General features: G+C 61.3%; 12 protein-coding genes. 10 read left to right on the top strand and 2 right to left on the bottom strand.

All coding sequences use genetic code 11. The features are described 5' to 3' along the window. The first annotated feature begins 11 nt into the window (after positions 1-11). The 7 genes from APH25_RS07245 (at position 12) to APH25_RS07215 (ending at position 10,522) form a co-directional block, all read left to right on the top strand. Complete coding sequence (locus APH25_RS07245; protein ID WP_060481498.1) at positions 12-2,843, top strand: 2-oxoglutarate dehydrogenase E1 component; 2,832 nt, start codon at positions 12-14, stop codon at positions 2,841-2,843. A gap of 42 nt (positions 2,844-2,885) precedes the next feature. Beyond that, entirely contained in the window at positions 2,886-4,106 is a 1,221-nt protein-coding gene (gene odhB, locus APH25_RS07240; protein WP_060481497.1) for a 2-oxoglutarate dehydrogenase complex dihydrolipoyllysine-residue succinyltransferase, read from the top strand. Between the two features lie 96 nt (positions 4,107-4,202). Continuing rightward, complete coding sequence (gene lpdA / locus APH25_RS07235) at positions 4,203-5,639, top strand: dihydrolipoyl dehydrogenase (protein WP_028632225.1); 1,437 nt, start codon at positions 4,203-4,205, stop codon at positions 5,637-5,639. Between the two features lie 172 nt (positions 5,640-5,811). Then, positions 5,812-6,978, top strand: coding sequence for an ADP-forming succinate--CoA ligase subunit beta (gene sucC, locus APH25_RS07230; RefSeq protein ID WP_028632226.1), 1,167 nt, complete (start codon positions 5,812-5,814; stop codon positions 6,976-6,978). Continuing rightward, entirely contained in the window at positions 6,978-7,862 is an 885-nt protein-coding gene (gene sucD / locus APH25_RS07225) for a succinate--CoA ligase subunit alpha (RefSeq protein ID WP_016393102.1), read from the top strand. Before sucC ends, sucD begins: the two co-directional genes overlap by 1 nt. Before the next feature lie 383 nt (positions 7,863-8,245). Then, positions 8,246-9,559: a branched-chain amino acid transport system II carrier protein gene (gene brnQ, locus APH25_RS07220; RefSeq protein WP_028632227.1), complete on the top strand. Its 1,314-nt coding sequence runs from the start codon at positions 8,246-8,248 to the stop codon at positions 9,557-9,559. A gap of 213 nt (positions 9,560-9,772) precedes the next feature. Then, the gene (locus tag APH25_RS07215) at positions 9,773-10,522 is read left to right on the top strand and encodes a DUF599 domain-containing protein (protein WP_028632228.1); all 750 of its coding nucleotides are present in this window, start codon (positions 9,773-9,775) and stop codon (positions 10,520-10,522) included. Between the two features lie 66 nt (positions 10,523-10,588). Here the strand turns inward: APH25_RS07215 and APH25_RS07210 are convergent, their stop codons facing one another. Then, positions 10,589-10,861, bottom strand: a complete 273-nt coding sequence (locus tag APH25_RS07210; RefSeq protein ID WP_028632229.1) for a hypothetical protein — start codon at positions 10,859-10,861, stop codon at positions 10,589-10,591. Between the two features lie 307 nt (positions 10,862-11,168). Here APH25_RS07210 and htpG point away from each other — a divergent pair, with 307 nt between their 5' ends. The 3 genes from htpG (at position 11,169) to APH25_RS07195 (ending at position 14,953) form a co-directional block, all read left to right on the top strand. Continuing rightward, entirely contained in the window at positions 11,169-13,073 is a 1,905-nt protein-coding gene (htpG, locus tag APH25_RS07205) for a molecular chaperone HtpG (RefSeq protein WP_028632230.1), read from the top strand. Positions 13,074-13,137: 64 nt separating this feature from the next. Next, positions 13,138-13,863, top strand: coding sequence for a dienelactone hydrolase family protein (locus APH25_RS07200; protein WP_060481496.1), 726 nt, complete (start codon positions 13,138-13,140; stop codon positions 13,861-13,863). Positions 13,864-13,948: 85 nt separating this feature from the next. Further along, positions 13,949-14,953, top strand: a complete 1,005-nt coding sequence (locus APH25_RS07195) for an amidohydrolase family protein (protein WP_060481495.1) — start codon at positions 13,949-13,951, stop codon at positions 14,951-14,953. Between the two features lie 62 nt (positions 14,954-15,015). Here APH25_RS07195 and fabB read toward each other — a convergent pair whose 3' ends face one another. After that, complete coding sequence (fabB, locus tag APH25_RS07190; protein ID WP_060481494.1) at positions 15,016-16,236, bottom strand: beta-ketoacyl-ACP synthase I; 1,221 nt, start codon at positions 16,234-16,236, stop codon at positions 15,016-15,018. Between the last annotated feature and the right edge of the window lie 3 nt (positions 16,237-16,239).

Here is a 16,239-nt window from a genome sequence, read left to right as displayed (position 1 = left end):
GGTGACCAAGCATGCAAGAAAGCGTGATGCAGCGCATGTGGGAAAGCGCCCACCTTTCAGGTGGTAACGCTGCATATGTGGAAGAGCTCTACGAACTCTACCTGCACGACCCTAACGCTGTGCCAGAAGAGTGGCGCACCTACTTCCAGAAGTTGCCCGCCGACGGCAGCACCGCTACCGATGTCTCGCACTCGACGATTCGCGACCATTTCGTATTGCTGGCGAAGAACCAGCGCCGCGCCCAGCCGGTGTCTGCCGGCAGCGTGAGCAGTGAACACGAGAAGAAGCAGGTTGAAGTGCTGCGACTGATCCAGGCCTATCGGATGCGCGGCCATCAGGCTGCCAAGCTTGACCCCTTGGGGTTGTGGCAGCGTCCAGCGCCTGTAGACCTGTCGATCAATCACTACGGCTTGACCAATGCCGATCTTGATACGACCTTCCGTGCCGGCGACCTGTTCATCGGCAAAGAGGAGGCGAGCCTACGCGACATCCTCGACGCGCTCCAGAAGACATATTGTCGCACCATTGGCGCCGAGTTCACCCACATCGTCGATTCCGAGCAGCGCAGCTGGTTCCAGCAGCGTCTGGAAAGCGTGCGTGGCCGGCCCGAGTTTTCCGCTGATATCCAGTCCCACCTGCTCGAGCGTGTGACCGCTGGCGAGGGCCTGGAAAAATACCTGGGCACCAAGTACCCAGGCACCAAGCGTTTCGGCCTGGAAGGCGGCGAAAGCCTGATCCCGATGCTGGACGAGATGATCCAGCGCTCCGGTTCCTACGGCACCAAGGAAGTGGTCATCGGCATGGCCCACCGTGGCCGCCTTAACGTGCTGGTCAACACCTTCGGCAAGAACCCGCGCGAGCTGTTCGACGAGTTCGAAGGCAAGAAGATGAACGAGCTGGGCTCCGGTGACGTGAAGTATCACCAGGGCTTCTCCTCGAACGTGATGACCCCGGGTGGCGAAGTGCACCTGGCCATGGCGTTCAACCCGTCCCACCTGGAAATCGTCTCGCCGGTTGTCGAAGGTTCGGTGCGTGCCCGTCAGGACCGTCGCAACGACAGCGTGGGTGACAAGGTGCTGCCCATCTCCATCCACGGCGACGCTGCATTTGCAGGCCAGGGCGTGGTGATGGAAACCTTCCAGATGTCGCAGACCCGCGGTTTCAAGACCGGCGGCACCGTGCACATCGTGATCAACAACCAAGTGGGTTTCACCATCAGCAACCCGCTGGATGCGCGCTCCACCGAGTACGCCACCGACGTGGCCAAGATGATTCAGGCGCCAATCCTGCACGTCAACGGCGACGACCCGGAAGCCGTGCTGTTCGTGACCCAGCTGGCGGTCGACTACCGCATGCAGTTCAAGCGTGACGTGGTCATCGACCTGGTCTGCTACCGTCGCCGCGGCCACAACGAGGCTGACGAGCCGAACGGCACCCAGCCGCTGATGTACCAGCAGATCAGCAAGCAGCGCACCACCCGTGAGCTGTATGCCGAAGCGCTGATCCAGGCCGGCCGTATCGATGCCGATCGCGCCCAGGCCAAGATCGACGACTACCGCAGTGCGCTGGACAACGGCCTGCACGTGGTCAAGAGCCTGGTCAAGGAGCCGAACCGCGAGCTGTTCGTCGACTGGCGCCCTTACCTGGGCCATGCCTGGACCGCACGCCACGACACCCGCTTCGACCTCAAGACCCTGCAGGAGCTGTCGGCCAAGTTGCTGGAGCTGCCTGAAGGCTTCGTGGTGCAGCGCCAGGTCGCCAAGATCTACGAAGACCGCCAGAAGATGCAGGCCGGTGGCTTGCCGATCAACTGGGGTTATGCAGAGACCATGGCCTACGCCACCCTGCAGTTCGAAGGCCACCCCATCCGCATGACCGGCCAGGACATCGGCCGCGGCACCTTCTCGCACCGGCATGCGGTGCTGCACAACCAGAAGGATGCGAGCACCTACATCCCGCTGATGAACCTGTACCCGGGCCAGCCACGTTTCGAACTGTACGATTCGTTCCTGTCCGAGGAAGCGGTACTGGCGTTCGAATACGGCTACTCCACCACCACGCCGAACGCGCTGGTGATCTGGGAAGCCCAGTTCGGCGACTTCGCCAACGGTGCGCAAGTGGTGATCGACCAGTTCATCACCAGTGGCGAGCACAAGTGGGGCCGCCTGTGCGGTCTGACCATGCTGCTGCCGCATGGCTACGAAGGGCAGGGGCCTGAGCACTCCTCGGCGCGCCTGGAGCGTTACCTGCAACTGTGCGCCGAGCAGAACATCCAGGTCTGCGTGCCGACCACGCCGGCCCAGATCTACCACCTGCTGCGTCGTCAGGTCATCCGTCCGCTGCGCAAGCCGCTGATCGTGCTGACGCCCAAGTCGTTGCTGCGCCACAAACTGGCCGTCTCGACCCTCGAAGACCTGGCCGACGGTTCGTTCCAGACCGTCATCCCGGAAATCGACACCCTCGAGCCTGCCAAGGTGGAGCGCCTGGTGCTGTGCAGCGGCAAGGTCTATTACGACCTGCTGGAAAAACGCCGCGCTGAAGGCCGCGAAGACATCGCGATCGTGCGCATCGAGCAGCTGTATCCGTTCCCTGAAGACGACCTGGTCGAGATCCTGGCGCCTTACACCAACCTCAAGCATGCGGTGTGGTGCCAGGAAGAACCGATGAACCAGGGCGCCTGGTACAGCAGCCAGCACCATATGCGTCGCATCCTCGGCCGCCATAACAAGGCACTGGCCCTGGAGTACGCGGGTCGCGATGCCTCTGCCGCACCTGCCTGTGGTTACGCTTCGAAGCACGCCGAACAGCAGGAAAAACTGCTGCAAGACGCCTTCACTGTTTAACGCCTTCGCGCACTTGAAACCGAATTTAAGGAAACACTGATAATGGCTATCGAGATCAAAGCCCCAACCTTCCCGGAATCGGTTGCCGACGGCACCGTTGCCACTTGGCACAAGCAGCCGGGCGAGGCCGTCAAGCGTGACGAACTGATCGTCGACATCGAGACCGACAAGGTCGTGCTCGAAGTGCTGGCCACCGCCGACGGCGTGCTGGGTGCCATCGTCAAGGGCGAGGGCGATACCGTCCTGTCCGACGAAGTGCTGGGTTCGATCGTTGAAGGCGGCGCGGCTGCCGCAGCGCCTGCTGCTGCCCCGGCCGCCGCCGCACCGGCCGCCGTTGCTGCCGATGCCGGTGAAGATGACCCGGTTGCTGCCCCGGCTGCGCGCAAGCTGGCCGAAGAAAACGGCATCGACCTGGCCACTGTGGCCGGTACCGGCAAAGGCGGCCGCGTGACCAAGGAAGACGTCGTTGCTGCCGTCGCCAACAAGAAGTCTGCGCCGGCCGCAGCCCCGGCTGCCAAGCCTGCTGCCGCCCCGGCACCGGTGGTGACCGCTGCTGGCGACCGCACCGAGAAGCGCGTGCCGATGACCCGCCTGCGCGCCAAGATTGCCGAGCGTCTGGTCGAAGCCCAGTCCAACATGGCGATGCTGACCACCTTCAACGAAGTCGACATGACCGAAGTCATGGCCCTGCGTTCGAAGTACAAGGACCTGTTCGAGAAGACCCACAACGGCGTGCGCCTGGGCTTCATGTCGTTCTTCGTCAAGGCGGCCACCGAAGCGCTGAAACGCTTCCCGGCCGTGAACGCCTCGATCGACGGCAACGATATCGTCTACCACGGTTACGCCGACGTCGGTGTGGCGGTTTCCAGCGACCGTGGCCTGGTGGTTCCGGTACTGCGCAACGCCGAGTCGATGAGCCTGGCAGAGATCGAAAACGGCATCGCCACCTTCGGCAAGAAGGCCCGTGACGGCAAGCTGTCCATCGAAGAGATGACCGGCGGCACCTTCACCATCACCAACGGTGGTACCTTCGGCTCGATGATGTCGACCCCGATCGTCAACCCGCCGCAGGCTGCGATCCTGGGCATGCACAACATCATCCAGCGCCCGATGGCCATCAATGGCCAAGTGGTGATCCGCCCGATGATGTACCTGGCGCTGTCCTACGACCACCGCCTGATCGATGGCAAGGAAGCCGTAACCTTCCTGGTGACCATCAAGAACCTGCTGGAAGATCCGTCCCGCCTGCTGCTGGACATCTAATCGCGCAGCTGTAAGCTGCAAGCGGCAAGCTTCAAGTCGAAGCCTGCCTGTCTTGCGGCTTGCAGCGTGCCGCTTGAAGCTAACAAGGAATCTTTTATGACCCAGAAATTCGACGTGGTAGTGATTGGTGCAGGTCCTGGCGGCTACGTGGCTGCGATCAAGGCCGCCCAGCTTGGTCTGAAGACTGCCTGTATCGAGAAGTACACCGATGCCGAGGGCAAGCTGGCCCTGGGCGGCACCTGCCTGAACGTAGGGTGCATTCCTTCCAAGGCGCTGCTGGACAGCTCCTGGAAATACAAGGAAGCCAAAGAGAGCTTCAACGTACACGGTATCTCCACTGGCGAAGTGAAGATGGACGTGGCTGCGATGGTTGGCCGCAAGGCTGGCATCGTGAAGAACCTGACCGGCGGCGTCGCCACCCTGTTCAAGGCCAACGGCGTCACCTCCATCCAGGGCCACGGCAAGCTGCTGGCTGGCAAAAAGGTCGAAGTGACCAAGGCCGACGGCACCACTGAAATCGTCGAAGCCGATAACGTGATCCTGGCCTCCGGCTCTCGCCCAATCGACATTCCGCCAGCCCCGGTTGACCAGAACGTCATCGTCGACTCCACCGGCGCCCTGGAATTCCAGGCCGTACCGAAGCGCCTGGGCGTGATCGGTGCCGGTGTGATCGGCCTGGAGCTGGGTTCGGTATGGGCCCGCCTGGGTGCTGAAGTCACTGTGCTGGAAGCCCTGGACACCTTCCTGATGGCTGCCGACACGGCGGTGTCCAAGGAAGCCCAGAAGACCCTGACCAAGCAAGGCCTGGACATCAAGCTGGGTGCCCGCGTTACCGGTTCCAAGGTGAACGGCGACGAAGTCGAGGTGACCTACACCAACGCCGAAGGCGAGCAGAAGATCACCTTCGACAAGCTGATCGTTGCGGTCGGCCGTCGCCCGGTGACCACCGACCTGCTGGCCTCCGACAGCGGCGTGAACATCGATGAGCGTGGCTACATCTATGTCGACGACTACTGCGCCACCAGCGTGCCGGGCGTCTACGCCATCGGCGACGTGGTGCGCGGCCTGATGCTGGCGCACAAGGCTTCGGAAGAAGGCATCATGGTGGTTGAGCGCATCAAGGGCCACAAAGCCCAGATGAACTACGACCTGATCCCTTCGGTGATCTACACCCACCCGGAAATCGCCTGGGTCGGCAAGACCGAGCAGGCCTTGAAGGCCGAAGGCGTTGAGGTTAACGTGGGCACCTTCCCGTTCGCGGCCAGCGGCCGTGCGATGGCTGCCAACGACACCGGTGGTTTCGTCAAAGTCATCGCCGATGCCAAGACCGACCGCGTACTGGGTGTTCACGTGATTGGCCCGTCGGCTGCCGAACTGGTGCAGCAGGGCGCTATCGCAATGGAATTCGGCACCAGTGCCGAGGACCTGGGCATGATGGTCTTCAGCCATCCGACCCTGTCCGAAGCGCTGCATGAAGCAGCGCTGGCCGTGAATGGCGGTGCCATTCACGTAGCCAACCGTAAGAAGCGTTAATCATAAGAAACCACGGCGGGCTGCCCGTCGTGAGTCTTGCGTGCATGACTCACCGCGGAAAGTCCGCCGGACCGGATCACATGGGATAACCCGGGGTCAACGGTCACAGGTGGTGCGGCGCCAGTGATGGCGCAGCGCCGAAGCGCAGTACCTAACGAAGACGGTAAAAAGCATGAATCTTCACGAGTATCAGGGTAAGCAGCTGTTCGCTGAGTACGGCCTGCCAGTTTCCAAGGGTTTCGCAGTCGACACCCCTGAAGCAGCGGCAGAAGCCTGCGACAAGATCGGCGGGAACGAGTGGGTTGTAAAAGCCCAGGTTCACGCGGGTGGTCGCGGCAAGGCGGGCGGCGTCAAGCTGGTTCGCAGCAAAGAAGACGCCAAGGCGTTCGCTGCACAGTGGTTGGGCAAGAATCTGGTTACCTACCAGACCGATGCCAACGGTCAACCCGTCTCCAAGATTCTGGTCGAATCCTGCACTGACATCGCCAAAGAGCTGTACCTGGGCGCTGTAGTCGATCGCTCGAGCCGCCGTATCGTGTTCATGGCCTCCACCGAAGGTGGCGTGGACATCGAGAAAGTCGCCCACGACACGCCTGAGAAGATCCTCAAGGCCACCATCGACCCGCTGGTCGGCGCGCAGCCGTTCCAGGGCCGTGAGCTGGCGTTCCAGCTGGGCCTGGAAGGCAAGCAAGTTCAACAGTTCGCCAAGATCTTCGTAGGCCTGGCCAAGCTGTTCAAGGACCATGACCTGGCCCTGCTGGAAGTGAACCCGCTGGTGATCAAGGCCGACGGCGACCTGCATTGCCTCGATGCCAAGATCAACATCGACGCCAACGCCATGTACCGTCAGCCGAAGCTGAAGACCTTCCACGACCCGTCCCAGGACGACGCCCGTGAAGCCCACGCTGCCAAGTTCGAACTGAACTACGTTGCCCTCGAAGGCAACATCGGCTGCATGGTCAACGGTGCTGGCCTGGCCATGGGTACCATGGACATCGTCAACCTGCACGGCGGCAAGCCAGCCAACTTCCTCGACGTAGGCGGTGGTGCTACCAAAGAGCGCGTTACCGAAGCGTTCAAGATCATTCTGTCCGACAGCAATGTCGCGGCCGTTCTGGTCAACATCTTCGGCGGCATCGTTCGCTGCGACATGATTGCCGAAGGCATCATCGGTGCAGTGAAGGAAGTCGGCGTCAAGGTTCCGGTCGTGGTTCGCCTTGAAGGCAACAACGCCGAACTGGGCGCTAAAGTATTGGCAGAAAGCGGTTTGAACATCATTGCTGCAACCAGCCTGACCGACGCTGCTCAACAAGTTGTCAAAGCTGCGGAGGGCAAGTAATGAGCGTCCTGATCAATAAAGACACCAAAGTCATCTGCCAGGGCTTCACCGGCTCGCAGGGTACTTTCCACTCCGAACAAGCCATTGCCTACGGCACCAAGATGGTCGGCGGCGTTACCCCGGGCAAGGGTGGCACCACCCACCTGGGCCTGCCGGTGTTCAACACCGTGAAGGAAGCCGTGGAAGCGACCGGCGCTGATGCTTCGGTCATCTACGTGCCGGCACCGTTCTGCAAGGACTCGATCCTGGAAGCAGCCTTCGGTGGCATCAAGCTGATCGTTTGCATCACCGAGGGTATTCCTACCCTCGACATGCTCGATGCCAAGGTCAAGTGCGACGAGCTGGGCGTGACCCTGATCGGCCCTAACTGCCCAGGTGTCATCACCCCGGGCGAGTGCAAGATCGGCATCATGCCAGGCCACATCCACCTGCCAGGCAAGGTCGGTATCGTTTCGCGTTCCGGCACCCTGACGTATGAAGCGGTCAAGCAGACCACCGACGCCGGCTTCGGCCAGTCGACCTGCGTGGGTATCGGTGGCGACCCGATCCCGGGCTCCAACTTCATCGACATCCTGAAGCTGTTCCAGGAAGACCCGAAGACCGAAGCGATCGTCATGATCGGTGAGATCGGCGGTTCGGCTGAAGAAGAAGCTGCGGCCTACATCAAGGCCAATGTCACCAAGCCTGTCGTTTCCTACATCGCTGGCGTGACTGCGCCGGCAGGCAAGCGCATGGGCCACGCTGGCGCCATCATTTCTGGCGGCAAGGGTACTGCGGACGAGAAATTCGCAGCCCTGCAGGACGCAGGCGTGAAAACCGTGCGTTCCCTGGCTGACATCGGCAAGGCCCTGGCCGAGCTGACTGGCTGGGAAGCCAAGAAGTAATACTGCAACACCCCCCACGCGCACAGAGGCCACCTTCGGGTGGCCTTTGTCGTTTTGGGGGCGGGCCTTATCAATGCCAGGCCAGCACATGCCTCCCAATCGTCCCCATAGGAATTACCTTACAGACGAATATTTCAATCTGAGGATAATTCCCCCTGTCCCCGGACGCACAGACGACAAACACGTACGCACATCGGACAAGCAGCACTGTTCCAGTGCGTTTGCGCGGCAAAACGGTTAATCTACGCGCCTATTCTGTGCCCGTGCCCCAAAAGGGAACGACACGCTTAACGGGTCTGGCCTATCACGCCGGGCAGCATTTTCCTCACCCATTGGAAAGTCCCCTCTCGAACCCCGATTCCAGCAGTGTGGTACTACCTTAAATGAAAGTTCTCAAAGGCCAGGATATCCTGGCGCTTGGCTTTATGACGTTTGCGCTTTTCGTAGGCGCCGGCAACATCATCTTCCCGCCTATTGTCGGCCTGCAATCGGGCCCGCACGTCTGGATGGCCGCCTTGGGCTTCCTGGTGACGGCGGTGGGCCTGCCGGTCATCACCGTGGTCGCCCTGGCCAAGGTTGGCGGCGGTATGGATGCCCTGAGCAGCCCGATCGGCAAGTTCTTCGGCGGCCTGCTGGCCGCTGTTTGCTACCTGTCGGTCGGCCCGTTGTTCGCCACGCCGCGTACCGCGACCGTGTCGTTCGAAGTGGGCGTTGCACCGTTGACCGGTGAAAGCCCGCTGGCCCTGTTCATCTACAGCCTGGTGTATTTCGCCGTGGTACTGGCCGTGTCCATGTACCCGGGCAAGCTGCTTGATACCGTGGGGCGTTTCCTTGCGCCACTGAAGATCATTGCCCTGGCCGTACTGGGCATCGCCGCGTTCGCGCTACCAGCCGGTACCATCGGTGAAGCGCAGCCGGCCTACGCCGCCGCCGCGTTCTCCAAGGGGTTCTCTGATGGTTACCTGACCATGGATACCCTGGGTGCCCTGGTGTTCGGCATCGTCATCGTCAACGCCATCCGCTCACGCGGCGTCGAGTCGCCGAAGCTGATCACCCGCTACGCCATCATCGCCGGCCTGATTGCCGGTGTCGGCCTGGCCCTGGTGTACATCAGCCTGTTCCGCCTGGGCGCCGGCAGCCATGAAATTGCCGCGGGCGCCAGCAACGGTGCGGCGGTACTGCATGCCTATGTGCAGCACACCTTCGGATCGCTGGGCAGCGGCTTCCTTGCCGTGCTGATCGCCCTGGCGTGCCTGGTGACAGCCGTCGGCCTGACGTGCGCATGTGCCGAATACTTCAGCCAGATGCTGCCGTTGTCGTACCGTGCGCTGGTGGTGATTCTGGCTGGTTTCTCGCTGCTGGTGTCGAACCTGGGGCTGACCAAGCTGATCATGTTCTCCATCCCCGTGCTCACGGCCATCTACCCGCCGTGCATCGTGGTGGTGGGCTTGAGCTTCGTGAAGGACCTGTGGAACTCGCCGACGCGTATCCTGGCGCCGGTAATGCTGGTATCGCTGCTGTTCGGTATGGTCGATGCCATCAAGGGCAGCAGCGCGGCCCATGTGTTGCCCGACTTCATGGCCAACCTGCCACTCAGCGATCAAGGCCTTGCCTGGCTGGTACCTTCGGTCGTTACCCTGGTGGGTGCTGTGGTGTGCGATCGCATGCTGGGCAAGCCTCGCGAGGCCCTGGCGTGATGTGTTGAAGCCCGCTGGCGGCATGGGCCAAAAGCCTGAGCTTGTCGCCTCGGTATCAAACACCCAAGCCCCGTATCCGCAAGGATGCGGGGCTTTTGTTTGGCTATAGGGTGAGTGCGCGTGTTTTTCGCTGTCACCCTGTGCCTTTTGCCGCTTGCCAGCGTCGAAATGCGGTCCCTATCCTTTTGGCACCTGGCATTTCGGGAACCCGGCATGACTTTCATTTCAAGCAATTTGAACAACCTCCTGGCGGCCTGCTGGTTTGTGCTGTGCTGGGGCGGCTACACACGCTATGCCCTCTGGAAGGGGCGGGACACCGCGTGCCTTGCCAGTGTGTTGCACCTGTACCGTGAAGACTGGATGCGCCGCATGTTGTTGCGTGACAACCGTATTGCCGATGCCAGCGTGATCGGCAACCTTGAGCGCAACGCCTCGTTCTTCGCCTCCAGCACCCTGATCATCCTGGCCGGCATCCTGACGGTGCTGGGGGCGTCCGACCGAGCCCTGTCGCTGCTCGCTGACTTGCCTCTGGTCCAGCAGGCCTCCCAAGGGATGTCGGAAATCAAGTTGCTGTGCCTGGCCACGGTGTTCGTGTACGCCTTTTTCACCTTCAGCTGGTGCATGCGGCAGTACAACTTCGCCGCGGTGCTGGTGGGGTCGGCACCCATGATCGGCGAACGCCAGGTCAATGAAATGGAGCGCAAGGCCTTTGCCGCGCGTGCGGCGCGGGTGCTGTCGCTGGCTGCCAACCAATTCAACTTCGGCCTGCGGTCGTATTATTTCGGCATGGCGATGTTGAGTTGGTTCATCAGCCCGTGGTTGTTCATGGGCATTAGCGTGGGGGTGGTGTTGATTCTGTATCGCCGCGAGTTCCATTCCGATGTACTGGACGTGATGGTATTTACGCCCACGGAAAGTTCAGCGACCGAAGTACCCGGGCAGCGTTCAAATGTGAATGACTGAAACGGCTAGCCTAATTATTTCAGGCATAAAAAAACCCGACAATGTCGGGTTTTTTTAGCGGCGCGATTACTGCTTGGCAGGTTCGGCCGGAACAGTGGTCGCCGGGGTGGCCGGGGCGGCCTCTTCAGCAGCCTTCTGGTTGGCTTCGGCCTGGTCTTTGGCGGCTTCGGCGTTTTCCTTGGCAGCGTCGTTCATCTTGTCCTGAGCATCACCCATTTTTTCCTGGGCTTGTTCACGGTGTTCTTGTGCGTCCTGGGCTTTGTCTTCGCTCGCTTTATCGCAAGCGGCCAGGCCCATGGCAGCAGCCAGCATCAGAGCAAAAGCAAATGGTTTACGCATGGGGGTGTTTCTCCTTGGTGGAATAAGTTGGCTTGTTCCTTCGAGTGGGGCCTTCTGAAATAAGTTCCACGGTAATTTCACAGGTATAAACATGTTTTTGAGGTGCAGGCACTTCTACTGTCTGCAGGGTCATGCCATGGCGCGCGGGGGTGGGCGCCTCGCTCCCCCTGGCGCAGGTGCATTCAAGGTTCGCACCGCAAAAGCCCTTGAAATCATCCGGGCAGCCCCCATCTGCATGTCATCCGCCGCCAACGCAGCCAACCGGGCCGCTTGGCGACTACTGCCATCAGATCGGAGTGTGACGACCATGAGTGTGGAGACTCAAAAAGAAACCCTGGGCTTCCAGACCGAGGTGAAGCAGCTGCTGCACCTCATGATTCATTCCCTGTACTCGAACAAGGAGATCTTCCTGCGTGAATTGATCTCCAACGCCTCCGATGCGGCCGACAAGCTGCGTTTCGAAGCACTGGCCAAGCCCGAGCTGTTCGAAAACGATGCCGACCTTAGGATCCGCCTGACCTTCGACAAAGATGCCGGCACCGTCACCCTCGAGGACAACGGCATCGGCATGAGCCGTGAAGATGTCATCACGCACCTGGGCACCATCGCCAAGTCGGGCACTGCCGACTTCATGAAGAACCTCACCGGTGACCAGAAGAAGGACTCGCACCTGATCGGTCAGTTTGGCGTTGGCTTCTACTCGGCGTTCATTGTTGCCGACCAGGTCGATGTCTACAGCCGCCGTGCTGGCCAACCGGCCAGCGAAGGTGTGCACTGGTCGTCGAAGGGCGAGGGCGACTTTGAAGTGGCCACCGTCGACAAGCCAGAGCGCGGCACCCGCATCGTCCTGCACCTGAAGAAGGATGAGCAGGAGTTCGCCGATGGCTGGCGCCTGCGCAACGTGGTCAAGAAGTACTCCGACCATATCGCGCTGCCCATCCAGCTGCCCAAGGAACAGGCGGCCGCCGAAGGCGAAGAGCAGCCGGCTGAAGAGTGGGAAACCGTCAACCGTGCCAGCGCCCTGTGGACCCGTCCGCGTACCGAGATCAAGGACGAGGAGTACCAGGAGTTCTACAAGCACATCGGCCACGACTTCGAAAACCCGCTGGCCTGGAGCCACAACAAGGTTGAAGGCAAGCTCGAGTACAACTCGCTGCTGTACGTGCCGGCCCGTGCCCCGTTCGACCTGTACCAGCGTGAAGCGCCCCGTGGCCTGAAACTGTACGTACAGCGTGTGTTCATCATGGACCAGGCCGAATCGTTCCTGCCGCTGTACCTGCGCTTCATCAAAGGCGTGGTCGACTCCAACGACCTGTCGTTGAACGTGTCGCGTGAAATTCTGCAGAAAGACCCGATCATCGACTCGATGAAGACGGCGCTGACCAAGCGCGTGCTGGACATGCTGGAAAAACTGGCCAAGAACGAGCCTGAGCAGTACAAGGGCTTCTGGAAAAACTTCGGGCAGGTGCTCAAGGAAGGCCCGGCCGAAGACTTCGCCAACAAGGAGAAAATCGCCGGCCTGCTGCGCTTTGCCTCCACCCATGACGAAAGCGGCGAGCAGAGCGTCAGCCTTGCCGATTACCTGGCGCGTGCCAAAGAAGGCCAGGACAAAGTCTACTACCTCACCGGCGAATCCTACGCGCAGGTCAAGAACAGCCCGCACCTCGAGGTCTTCCGCAAGAAAGGCATCGAAGTGCTGCTGCTGACCGACCGTATCGATGAGTGGCTGATGAGCTACCTCACCGAATTCGATGGCAAGGCGTTCGTCGATGTGGCCCGTGGCGACCTGGACTTGGGCAAGCTGGATTCGGAAGAAGACAAAAAGGCCCAGGAAGAAGTCGCCAAGGACAAGGAAGGCCTGGTGGAACGCCTGAAAGCTGCCCTGGGTGAAAGCGTGGCCGAGGTGCGGGTATCCCACCGCCTGACGGACTCGCCGGCAATCCTGGCGATCGGAGAACAGGACCTCGGCCTGCAAATGCGCCAGATTCTAGAAGCCAGCGGCCAGAAAGTGCCAGATTCCAAGCCGATCTTCGAATTCAACCCGACGCACCCGCTGATCGAGAAGCTCGACCACGAACAGAGCGAGGACCGTTTCGCTGAGTTGTCGCACATCCTGTTCGATCAGGCCGCGCTTGCCGCGGGTGACAGCCTGAAGGACCCTGCCGCCTATGTACGGCGCCTGAACAAGCTGCTGGTCGAATTGTCTGCTTGAATTGATGCATGGCAAAGCCCGCTTCGGCGGGCTTTTTTCATGGTGCACGCCTGAGGAGTGAAGGATGAGCAAGGTAATCGTCGAGTCGCTGGTGTATCACCTGGCCGGCAAAACCTACGAAAGCCGCCTGGTGTATGAGCCGGGCGCCCTGGGCCGCCCAGGGCTGGTGATGGCGCCGAACTGGATGGGCATTGCCGAAGGGGCTGAGCGCATCGCCAAGGAGGTGGCTGAGCAGGGCTACGTGGTGCTGCTCGCGGACCTGTACGGGCAGTCGATTCGCCCGTCGAATGCCGACGAGGCAGGGGCTGCAATGATGCCGCTGAAAAATGACCGCGCTGAGCTGCGCAAACGCATGCAGGAAGCGTTGGCGCAGCTACTGGGGCAATCCAAGGCGTTGCTGGCACCTGGCAAGGCCGCCGCGTTCGGCTTCTGTTTTGGCGGTTGCTGTGCGCTGGAGTTGGCGCGCTCAGGCGCCGATTTGCGTGCTGCGGTGTCGTTCCACGGCACCCTCGACACCCCCAACCCGGATGACGCAAAGAATATCAAGGGCTCGGTCCTGGTGTTGCATGGCGCGTCCGACCCGCTGGTACCGAAGGACCAGCTGCCAGCGTTCGAGGCGGAAATGGATGCAGCCAAGGTGGACTGGCAACTGCTGAGCTACGGCGGTGCGGTTCATTCCTTCACTGACCCGGGCGCCAACGTGCCAGGCAAGATGCAGTACGACAGGCGCACTGCCGAGCGGGCGTTCCGGTCGATGCATAACCTGCTGAGTGAAGTGTTCCACCCCTAGTGCACGGGCTTGTAAGAGGGGTGCGCTGAACCGTCCCGGCTGCTGGCGGGTCTATTCGGTTCGTCCCCGTACAAGGAAGCTGACCATGAACGCCAAAGCGCTGGCCTGCGCCGTTGTAGCTGCCTGGCTATGCCAGGCAGCACAGGCCCGTGAGTACCGCTACAGCGATGCTCACCTGCATTATGTGGATTTCTTCCAGGAAACCGAGGGCATGCCGGCGCTACTCAAGGCCATGGATGCCGCAGGTATCGACCAATCGATGATTTCCGGCATTCCGGTTGCCAAGAAATGGCACGAGGACGAGCCCAAGCGGCCACGCTATTACGCCGGCGATGACGCCGATGCCTACTGGTACAGTGCCACGGACACCTACGTGGCAGCCGCCATCCAGAAACTGCCCCCTGAACAGCGTCAGCGCTTTCATCCCTTTCTGACCGGCATCAACCCGGTCGACAAGAATGCCGTGAGCCACATCGAGCGCATGCTCGACCTGTACCCAGGCTTGTGGCAGGGCATCGGCGAAGTGTTCACCCGCCATGACGACCTGACGGCGCTGACCAGTGGCGAGACGCCGCGGGCCAATAACGAGGCCATGACGCGCATCTATCACCTGGCCGCCGAGCGCGACCTGCCGGTACTGCTGCATTCGAACATCACCTCCAAGCGCGAGCGTAACCCGTTGTACCTGGCGGAGATCGAGGAGCCCCTGCGCGATCACCCCCACACACGCTTCATCTGGGCCCATGCCGGCAGCAGCATGGAGATCCACCGGCATCAGACCCGCATGGACTTCTTGCTCCCCGTATTGACCCGGCTGCTGGAGGATTACCCCAACCTCTATGTGGACCTGTCCTGGAGCGTGCTTGAGCCTTACCTGCTGGATGAGCAGGGCAAGCCGCAGCAGCCATGGCTGGCGCTGGTGCAGAAATACCCCGACCGGTTCATGCTGGGGTCGGATGTCGTCGGGCGGTTCGGGAGCCTTGGCGAGCAGATGCACGGGTTCAAACCGTTTCTGGACGCGTTGCCCGAACCTGTGGCTAACAAGGTCGCGCGCGATAACTTTCTGGCGGTGTTACCCAAGCCCAGGTAAACGCCTGAAAACAAAAACGCCCCGAACCAGTCGGGGCGTTTTGCATCTACCGCAGCAGCGCCTTACTTGCCTTCCCAGCGCTTGAGCACCAGGGTGGCGTTGGTGCCGCCGAAGCCGAAGCTGTTGCTCATGACCGTGTCGATCTTGGCGTTTTCTTCGGTTTTGCGCAGGATTGGCAGGTCGGCAACCTCAGGGTCCAGCTCGTCGATGTTGGCGGAGCCGGCGATGAAGTTGTTTTCCATCATCAGCAGGCAGTAAATCGCCTCGTGTACACCGGCAGCGCCCAGCGAGTGGCCCGACAGGCTCTTGGTCGAGCTGATTTTCGGCGCATTGCCGCCAAACACTTCCCGCACACCCTTGATCTCGGCAACGTCACCTACGGGGGTGGAGGTGCCGTGGGTGTTCAGGTAGTCGATTGGGGTGTCGACAGTCGCCAGTGCCTGCTGCATGCAGCGAATGGCGCCTTCACCGCTTGGCGCGACCATGTCGTAGCCATCGGAAGTGGCGCCGTAACCGACGATCTCGGCGTAGATCTTTGCGCCACGGGCGAGGGCGTGCTCCAGCTCCTCGACCACGACCATGCCGCCGCCACCGGCGATGACGAAGCCGTCACGGTCGGCGTCGTAGGCGCGGGAGGCCTGCTCCGGGGTGTCGTTGCGCTTGGTCGACAGGGCGCCCATGGCATCGAACAGGAACGACTGGCTCCAGTGCTCTTCTTCACCGCCACCGGCGAACACGATGTCCTGCTTGCCCCACTGGATCTGCTCCAGCGCGGTGCCGATGCAGTGCGCGGACGTGGCGCACGCCGACGAGATCGAGTAGTTCAGGCCCTTGATCTTGAACGGGGTGGCCAGGCACGCCGACACGGTGCTGCCCATGGTGCGGGTAACCCGGTACGGGCCCACACGCTTGACGCCTTTCTCGCGCAGGGTGTCCAGCGCTTCCATCTGGTTCAGGGTCGATGCACCGCCGGAGCCTGCCACCAGGCCGGTACGCGGGTTGGAAACCTGCTCTTCGGTCAGGCCGGCATCCTTGATCGCGTCCTGCATGGCCAGGTAGGCATAGGCAGCGGCATGGCCGACGAAGCGGAAGACCTTGCGGTCGATCAGTTCTTCGAGGTTGAGGTCGATGGACCCGGAAACCTGGCTACGCAGCCCCATTTCCTTGTATTCCGGGTTGGAACGGATACCCGAACGGCTGTTGCGCAGGTTTTCGGTGACGGTAGCTTTGTCATTGCCCAGGCACGATACGATGCCCAGACCAGTGATAACGACGCGGCGCATGCG

It is taken from the genome of Pseudomonas sp. NBRC 111119 (assembly GCF_001320125.1).
In the GTDB taxonomy this organism is placed as follows: Bacteria; Pseudomonadota; Gammaproteobacteria; order Pseudomonadales; family Pseudomonadaceae; genus Aquipseudomonas; species Aquipseudomonas parafulva.
The sequence above is the reverse complement of the archived record's forward strand: the minus strand, read 5'-3'. Positions and strand labels throughout refer to the sequence as shown.

Bases quoted from the DNA above. Each gene is read 5' to 3' on its own strand.
- brnQ (WP_028632227.1), top strand. From the start codon at position 8,246: ATGAAAGTTCTCAAAGGCCAGGATATCCTGGCGCTTGGCTTTATGACG.
- htpG (WP_028632230.1), top strand. From the start codon at position 11,169: ATGAGTGTGGAGACTCAAAAAGAAACCCTGGGCTTCCAGACCGAGGTG.
- APH25_RS07210 (WP_028632229.1), bottom strand. From the start codon at position 10,861: ATGCGTAAACCATTTGCTTTTGCTCTGATGCTGGCTGCTGCCATGGGC.
- sucD (WP_016393102.1), top strand. From the start codon at position 6,978: ATGAGCGTCCTGATCAATAAAGACACCAAAGTCATCTGCCAGGGCTTC.
- lpdA (WP_028632225.1), top strand. From the start codon at position 4,203: ATGACCCAGAAATTCGACGTGGTAGTGATTGGTGCAGGTCCTGGCGGC.
- sucC (WP_028632226.1), top strand. From the start codon at position 5,812: ATGAATCTTCACGAGTATCAGGGTAAGCAGCTGTTCGCTGAGTACGGC.
- APH25_RS07215 (WP_028632228.1), top strand. From the start codon at position 9,773: ATGACTTTCATTTCAAGCAATTTGAACAACCTCCTGGCGGCCTGCTGG.
- fabB (WP_060481494.1), bottom strand. From the start codon at position 16,236: ATGCGCCGCGTCGTTATCACTGGTCTGGGCATCGTATCGTGCCTGGGC.
- APH25_RS07200 (WP_060481496.1), top strand. From the start codon at position 13,138: ATGAGCAAGGTAATCGTCGAGTCGCTGGTGTATCACCTGGCCGGCAAA.
- APH25_RS07245 (WP_060481498.1), top strand. From the start codon at position 12: ATGCAAGAAAGCGTGATGCAGCGCATGTGGGAAAGCGCCCACCTTTCA.
- odhB (WP_060481497.1), top strand. From the start codon at position 2,886: ATGGCTATCGAGATCAAAGCCCCAACCTTCCCGGAATCGGTTGCCGAC.
- APH25_RS07195 (WP_060481495.1), top strand. From the start codon at position 13,949: ATGAACGCCAAAGCGCTGGCCTGCGCCGTTGTAGCTGCCTGGCTATGC.